Genomic DNA, 7,924 nt, shown 5'->3' with positions numbered 1-7,924 from the left:
TTCCCGCCGCCCGCACCCGGCCCCCAGGACGGCTACGGCTTCCCGCCGCCGCAGCACCAGCAGCCCCAGCCCCCGCAGCAGCAGGGCATGCCGCAGGGCGGCCCCGGTCAGCCCGGCCCCGGCGACTTCCCCGGCCAGCCCAGCCCCGGCGGCTTCCCTGACCAGCCCGGACTCGGCGGCTACCCCGGACAGCCCGGCCCGCCGCCCGGGATGCCCGGCCCCGGCCCGGCCGGTCAGCCCGGCCCCCCACCGCAGCAGCAGGGCGGCGACGACTGGACGCTGAACCCGCCGAGCGCCCAGGCCGCGCCGCCGCCGATGGCGCCCGCACCGCCCGGTCCGGGCCCGCAGGCCCCGTTCGAGCAGCAGCCGCCGGCGCCGTTCCCGCCGCAGGAGCAGGGCCACTACGAGCAGCAGCCGCCGCCGTACGAGCAGCAGCAGATGCCGCCGCAGCAGCCCGGACCGGACCAGCAGTGGCAGGGCGGCCCCGGCACCGGCCAGGGTCCCGCGGCGCCGCCGCAGGGTCCGCAGCCGGTCGTCGGGAACGGCTGGGTGGTGGCGATCGCGCCGGACCGCGAGTACTTCATGGCGATGATGGGCCGCAGCGGCCCGGAGGCGGCGGGCCTCAATCTGCCCGCGTACTCCCCCGAGCAGGTGCTGCCGCTCGCCAACGGCCAGATCGCGATCGGCCGCCGCCGGAACAGCACCGGCGAGGCCCCCGACATCGATCTGGGCAGCACTCCGGAGGACCCGGGCGTCTCGCACCAGCATGCGCTGCTCGTCCAGCAGCAGGACGGCAGCTGGGCGGTGGTGGACCAGAACTCCACCAACGGCACGACGATCAACCTCGCCGAGGACCCGATCCAGCCCTATGTCCCGGTTCCGCTCCATGAGGGTGACCGGGTGCATGTCGGCGCGTGGACGACGCTGACCGTGCGCCGCGGCTGAGCCACCGCCTTCCGAACCGGCGACCCCGGGGCGTGATCAACCGATCACGCCCCGGCGGCATTTCCGGACCCGTGGCAACCGCTTCGGTCCTACGACCGGAGTCCTCGGTCGCGGTGTCTGCCACCATGGACGGGTGAACAAGATTCCACGCGGCACGCTTGAGGAGCAGACCTTCTACGAACAGGTCGGTGGCGAGGAGACCTTCCGGCGCCTGGTGCACCGCTTCTACCAGGGAGTCGCCGAGGACCCGCTGCTGCGGCCGATGTACCCGGAGGAGGACCTGGGCCCGGCCGAGGAACGGCTCGCGCTGTTCCTCATGCAGTACTGGGGCGGCCCTCGTACGTACAGCGACGGCCGCGGGCACCCGCGGCTGCGGATGCGGCACGCCCCGTTCACCGTCGACCGGGCCGCCCACGACGCCTGGCTGCGGCACATGCGCGAGGCGGTGGACTCCCTCGGCCTGTCCGAGGCCCACGAGACGCAGCTGTGGAACTACCTCACGTACGCGGCCGCCACGATGATCAACTCCGCGGACTGAGAAGCACCTCACACCGGTCGGCGCCCGGCCACGGCCGTCATGATCCGGTCAAGACCGTCCACAGCCCACTCCGCCCACCCCCCTCGTCTGCCACCATTCGTTCATCTGTTTGGTGCTGAGCGCGGCAAGGGGGGTCCGTGTCCGGCTTTGTCTTCGTCTTTCTACGGGTGCGGGCGCACCGTCTCCTGCTGACCGCCGCCCTGCTGTCGGTGCTGCTCACCACCACGGTGCTCGCGACGCTGACCGCCTTCACCGGCGCGATCGGGGACGCGGGGCTGCGCCAGGCCCTGCGGACCCGCGCCGCGCCGGCCGCCGCACTCCAGGTGAAGGCCCAACTTCCCGCCGCACAAAGGCAGGCGGCGGACCGGGCGGTCGCCCGGGGCGCCCGGCGGGCCTTCGACGGGCTGCCGTTCACGGTCCGTACGCTGATCCGCTCCGGGCCGTACGCCCTGCCCCGTACGCTCCGGTCGCCCCGCGCGCCCAAGGACGAGCCCGATCTCACCCAGCTCGCCGCCCTGGACCGCTCCCGGCTCACCCTCACCGCCGGCCACTGGCCCACAGCGGTCCGGCGCGGGCCGCTGCCGGTCGCGATGCCGGCCGCCGCGGCCGCCCGGCTGGGGATCGCGCCCGGCCGGCGACTCACCCTCGACAACCGGCTGTCCGGCTCCGCCTCTATGACGGTCGAGGTCACCGGCGTCTACCGGCCCACCGACCGCGCCGACCCGTACTGGAAGCTCGACGACCTCGGCGGGCGTGGGGTGCGCACCCTCGGATTCACCACCTACGGGCCGCTGTACACCGATCCTGCGGCGTTCCGCGGCGGGGCGGCCCGGGGCGGCGGGGTGGCCCAGGACTCGGTGGGCTGGCTCGCCACCGCCGACTTCCGCCCGCTGACCGCGGACCGGCTGACCGCGCTGAGCGCCGCCGCAACTGCCGCGCCCAAGGCGCTGATGGCCGATCCGGCGTTCGCGGGCCAGGCTGCCGCCACCACCGGTCTTCCCGACGCGCTGGGGCAGTTGCAGCGGGCGCTGCTGGTCAACCGCTCGACGATCCTGATCGTCGCACTGCAGCTGATCCTGCTGGCCGGCTGTGCCCTGCTGCTGGTCGCCCGGATGCTGAGCACCGAACGGGCCGGCGAGACGGCGCTGTTGCGGGCCCGGGGCGGGTCCCGGCGGCGGATCGCGGGGCTGGCCCTGGCCGAGTCGCTGCTGCTGGCCGCGCCGGCCGCCCTCGGCGCGCCGCCGCTGACCGGCCCACTGCTGCATCTGCTGGCCGGCCACGGCCCGTCGGCCCGCATCGGGCTGCCGCTGGACACCGGGCTCACCGGCGCGACCTGGCTGACCGGCGGCGCCGTGGCGCTGGGCTGTGCCCTCGCGGTCGCCGCACCGGCGCTGCTGCGCACCGGCCCTGCCGCTCCGCACACCCGGCGGGCGCGGGCGCTGCCCGGTGCAACGGGGGTCGCCCCGGCGCGAACGGAGTGGAAAGCGTGGGGAAGGACGGGCGCGGACCTCGGGCTGCTGGTGATCGCCGGCGTCGCCTTCTGGCAGCTCCAGCGGCAGACGGCGGGTGACGGTGCGGGCAGCGGGGTGCTGACCGGGGACACCACCGGCCAACTCGGTATCGATCCGGTGCTGGTGGCCGCCCCGGCGCTGGCGCTGCTCGCGGGGACGGTGCTGACGTTGCGGCTGCTGCCGCTCGCCGCGCGGCTCGCCGAGCGGGGCGCGGCCCGCGGGCGGGGGCTCGCCGCGGCGCTGGCCGGCTGGCAGCTCAGCCGCCGCCCGCAGCGCGCCGCCGGCCCCGTGCTGCTGCTGGTGCTGGCCACCGCCCTGGGCATGCTGGCGATCGGCCAGGGCGCGTCCTGGGACCGTTCGCAGGACGACCAGGCCGACTTCCGTGCGGCCGCACCGGTGCGCGTCCTGGCGAGCCGGACCCCGCAGTGGGGCCAGGGCGGGGCGTACGCGGACGTGCCCGGGGTGGCCGCGGCGCTGCCCGCCGCCCTGACGGGGCTCGATCTGCCGGACGGCAAGAACTCCTCGCTGCTCGCCCTGGACACCGTTGGGGCCTCCCCTGCTCGAACGAAGTGGTCAGCTCGGGGCAGCTCGGCGGGGGCGCTGCTGCTGCGCGGCGATCTGGTGGGCGGCGCCGCGGGCGACCCGGCGGGCGCGGCGGCGGACCGGCTGCTGCGCGCGGTGGCACCGCACGACGGGCCCCCGGCGGGCATGGAACTGCCCCCGCACACCGACCGGTTACGACTGACCGCGACCCTGCGCTCGCTGCGGACGCTGCCGCCCTCCCAGCGGCCGCCGATGCCCGACACGGACACGGAACCGCAGGACACCGGCCCGGTGCCCGCGACCCTCTCCGCCCTCCTCACCGACGGCCACGGCGTCCCGTACGCCCTCCCGCTCGGCTCGCTCGCGGCCGACGGCCGGCCGCACCCCCTCACCGCGGACCTCGCCGCCGCGGCCGGCGCCCCGGCGGGCCGCCCGGCCGCTCCGCTGCGGCTGACCGGCCTGGTCGCCGGCCTGGACCAGCCGCCGGTCGCGCACCGGCAGCAGCTCACCGTCACCGCCGCCGAGACCACCGCCGGCGACGGCCCGCCCCGGCCCCTCGCCGCCCCCGCCGCGCTCCGCTGGCAGCCGAAGATCACCGATACCAGCACCTCCGTGGGCCAGGCGTTCGGCCCCAAGGCGGGCCGGGCCGAGGTCCCGCGCGGCGGACTGCTGTCCCAGACCTATGACACCGGCGCCCGGCTTGATCCGTACGGTGCGTCGGTGACGACGGTGCGGATCACCGCCGCGCACGCCGCGCGGCCACCGCTCGCCGCCGTCGCCACCGAGGCGTTTCTGCGCGCCAGCGGATCGACTGCCGGCTCCGTCGTCGAGATACCGGTCAACGGACAGTCGCTGAAGGCCCGGATCGTCCGGGCGGTCCGCGCGCTGCCGGGACCGGCGGACGCACCGGCCACCGGCGGACTGCTGGTCGACCTCGGCGCCGTCAACGAGGCGCTGTCCGACCGCGGCGCCCCGCCGCTGACCCCCGCCGAGTGGTGGTTGCGCCCCGCGCCGGGCGCGACGGGCCGGGTCGTCGAGGCGCTGCGGGCCCGCCCGGACACCGACCCGGACCAGGTCCTGGTCCGCGACGAGATCGCCGGACAGCTGCACGACGATCCGCTGGGGCTCGGGCCGCAGACCGCGCTGGGAGCGGCCGCCGTGGCCGCCGTCGCGCTGGCGGCGGTCGGCTTCGGGGTCGGTGCCGCCGCCTCGGTCCGCGAACGGACCAGGGAATTCGCGGTGTTGCGTGCCCTGGGGGCGCCGCGCGGGCAGCCGGCCCGGATGATCGCCGCCGAACAGGGCGTGCTGATCGCGCTGGCCCTGGGCGTCGGTGCGGCGCTGGGCACGGCGCTGACCCGGGCGGTCGTGCCGCTGGTCGTGCTCACCGAGCAGGCGGGCCGACCGCGGCCGCCGGTGCTGGTGGAGCTGCCGGCCGGCCCGGTGGTGGCGCTGCTGGCGGCGGTCGCGGCGGTGCCGCTGCTGGTCGTCGCGGCCCTCGGACTGCGCCCCGGCGACCCGGTGCGGGCCCTGCGCGGCCAAGGAGCACGGCCATGACCCGGCACGCCATGGACCCCGCCGGAGGAGGTGAGCGCCGGTGAAATCCCTGACCCGGACGGACTGGCTGCGCGCCCGGCTGCGTGCCACGCGCGCGGCGGCACTGGCGCTGGGCGCGCTGGTGCTGGTCACGGCCTTCCTGGCGGCGGCGTTCCCGCGCGGGGTGGAGGCGTACGAGACCCAGGGGGTGCGCCATGCGCTCGGCTCGGTGCCGCCCGCCCAGCGGACGGTGGAGATCACCGTCTCGCGCGCGGACCTGACCGGCGGCGACCCCGCGGCCGCCTACGCCGGGCCGGAGCTCGCGCGCCAGGACCGGGCGATCCGGGGGCAGTTCGCCGCCCCGCTGCGGATCGCCGGGGGCGACGCCGTCCACGGCGTCCGCACCACCAAGGCCCCGGCCGCGCGGGACTCCTGGCTGCCCCGGCCGGACGGTCTCGCCCCCCTCTTCTCCCTGTACGCGGCCTCCGGTCTGGACCGGCAGGCGGCGGTCACCGTCGCCACCGCCCGGACCCTCCGGCTGCACCTCGGCAGCCGGCTCCATCTGGACGGCCTGACGGTACGGATCTGCGGGCTGCTCGCCCCGCGGGCCCCGCGGGGCGCGTACTGGACGGTGGACCCGCTGATGGCCACCGCCCGCCAGGATGTGTCACCGGGCCCGCCACCGCAGCGGTACTGGCGGGCCGGTCTGCTGCTGTCGCCGCGGGACGGACCGGCGCTGCCGGCCGCCGGCGAGCCGGAGAAGTTCTGGCGCTACCCCCTCGACCCCGGCGCGCTGACCGCCCGGGACGCCCCGCTGCTGCGGGACCGGGTGGTCTCCCTCGAACACGGCGCGGCCCTCGCCCGGTTGCGCACGGTCGCGGGCGCCGGCGCGCTGGCCGACAGCCCGGTGGACGGTCTGCTGGACTCCTTCGCACGGACCCGGGCGGCGATCGCGCCGGTCATCGCGGTGGCCGCGTGCGGAATCGGCACCGTGGCATCGGTGGTGCTGCTGATGACCGCCTCACTGGCCGCGGCCCGTCGGCACGCCGAACTGGCCCTGCTGCGGGCCCGCGGCGCCTCGCTTGCCGGGCTGACCGGGCACCTGGCGGCGGAGACCGCGGCGGTGGCGCTGCCCGCGGCCGCGGCCGGCGGCGGTCTGGCGCTGCTGGTGCCCGGTGAGCGGGTGCTGCCCTCGCTGCTGGCGGCGGCCGCGACCGGACTGCTGGGCACGCTCGCCCTGCCGCTGCGGGCCGCCGTCGCCCACCGCCGGCCCCGCCCCGCCGAGCGGACCGACCTGGTCCGGGCCCGCCCCTCCCGGCGCCGTACGGTCGCCGAACTGACCGTGCTGGTACTGGCGGTGGGCGCGGTACTCGCCCTGCGCCGCCGGAGTACGGCGGCCGGCGGGGTGGACGCCCTGGTCAGCGCGGCCCCCGTACTGATCGCGGCCATCGCCGCCCTGCTCCTGATACGGCTCTATCCCCTCCCGCTGCGGCTGGCCGCCCGCCCCGCCGCCCGGACCACCGGGCTGACCGGGTTCCTTGCGCTGGCCCGCGCGGGCCGCGCCCCGGCCACCGCCGGACTGCCGCTGCTGGCCCTGGTGGTGGCGCTGACCACGGCCTCCTTCGGGGGCTCGGTGCTCGCCGGGGTCGCCACCGCACGCGATCACGCGGCGCTGACCGCGGTCGGCGCCGAGGCCCGGATCTCCGCCGGCCGTGCCCTCCCCGAGGCGCTGCGCCGCGCGGTCGGCAAGGTGCCGGGCGTCGCGGACGCCGTACCGGTACGGATCAGCATCCAGGCCGCCGACGACAGCGGTCCGCCGCTCTATCTGGTCATCGCCGACGCCGAGGCCTACGCCCGGCTCGCCCGCGCCACCGGCCTGGGCGCGTTCAACGCGCGGGAACTGGCCGACCCCGGCGGCGACCGGCCGCTGCCCGCGCTGGTCTCGCCCAGCTTCGTGACCCGTTTCGGGCGCGCACCGATGGCCCTGCAGCCGGAGTTCGGCCAGCTGGTGATCCGTCCACAGGTCGTCCGCGGCGACACGCCCGCGCAGCCCGGCGGCGACTTCGTCCTCCTCAACTCCCGGAGCGTGGCCCGGCTGCACCCGGACACCTACGCCGATCCCGCCAACGGCCCCTCCCTCCTGCTGCTGTCCGGCCACGCCCTCGACGCCGGCGCACTGCGCACCGCCGTCCGCACCCACACCCCACCGTCGCTGCCCACCCGGCTGACCCTGCGCTCCGCCGCACGCGCCGAGCTGGCCGACTCGCCCCTCCAGCAGGGCGCGGAGCGCCTCTACACCGCCGCTGTCGTGGCCGGTGCCGGCTTCGCCCTGCTCGCCCTGCTCCTGTCCCTCCTCCAGGCCGCCCCGCAACGCACCCAACTCCTGGCCAGACTGCGCACGATGGGCCTGACACCGGCCCAGGGACGACGTCTGCTGGTCCTGGAGGCGCTGCCGCAGGCGCTGCTCGCGGCCCTCGGGGGCGCGCTGGTCGGCGCCACGGCGATCCGGCTGCTGGGCCCGGGGATGGACCTGACCCCGCTCGCCCTCCCCGGCACCCCGGAAGGCGGCGCCCGGGGCACCGTACGCATACCGTCCGACCCCGCGTCCCTGCTGCTGCCGTCGGCGGGCGTGCTCGCCCTGGCCCTTGCGGTGGTCCTGGCCCAGGCCTGGCTGAGCGGACGGCGCCGCGAGAGCACCGAGTTGAGAGCGGGGGACCCCCGATGACCACACGGCCCGATGACGCCACACCGCCCGATGACGCCACACCGCCGGCGGCGCCCGCCCCCGAGGCGGCCCCGGCCGCCTCGGGGGCGGGCGCCGCCGGCGGTGTGGCGTCATCGGGCGGTGTGGCGT

4 protein-coding genes are annotated in these 7,924 nt (G+C 77.4%); all 4 read left to right on the top strand.

The features are described from left to right. On the top strand, positions 1–945 hold a 945-nt coding region (locus EST54_RS32320; RefSeq protein ID WP_135796914.1), incomplete at its 5' end, for an FHA domain-containing protein. Positions 946–1,078: 133 nt separating this feature from the next. Further along, positions 1,079–1,483 (top strand): globin, encoded by a 405-nt coding sequence (locus EST54_RS32315; RefSeq protein WP_006605582.1) that lies wholly within the window; start codon positions 1,079–1,081, stop codon positions 1,481–1,483. Positions 1,484–1,620: 137 nt separating this feature from the next. Continuing rightward, a complete protein-coding gene (locus EST54_RS32310; RefSeq protein ID WP_129251243.1) occupies positions 1,621–5,091 on the top strand; it encodes an FtsX-like permease family protein in 3,471 nt (1,156 codons plus the stop codon). A 40-nt stretch (positions 5,092–5,131) separates the two neighbouring features. Then, complete coding sequence (locus EST54_RS32305; protein ID WP_129251242.1) at positions 5,132–7,795, top strand: FtsX-like permease family protein; 2,664 nt, start codon at positions 5,132–5,134, stop codon at positions 7,793–7,795. Positions 7,796–7,924 lie beyond the last annotated feature (129 nt).

Origin of the sequence: Streptomyces sioyaensis (genome assembly GCF_004122735.1) — a bacterium.
GTDB classification, from domain to species: domain Bacteria; phylum Actinomycetota; class Actinomycetes; order Streptomycetales; family Streptomycetaceae; genus Streptomyces; species Streptomyces sioyaensis.
This window is presented reverse-complemented; position numbering and strand designations above follow the sequence as displayed.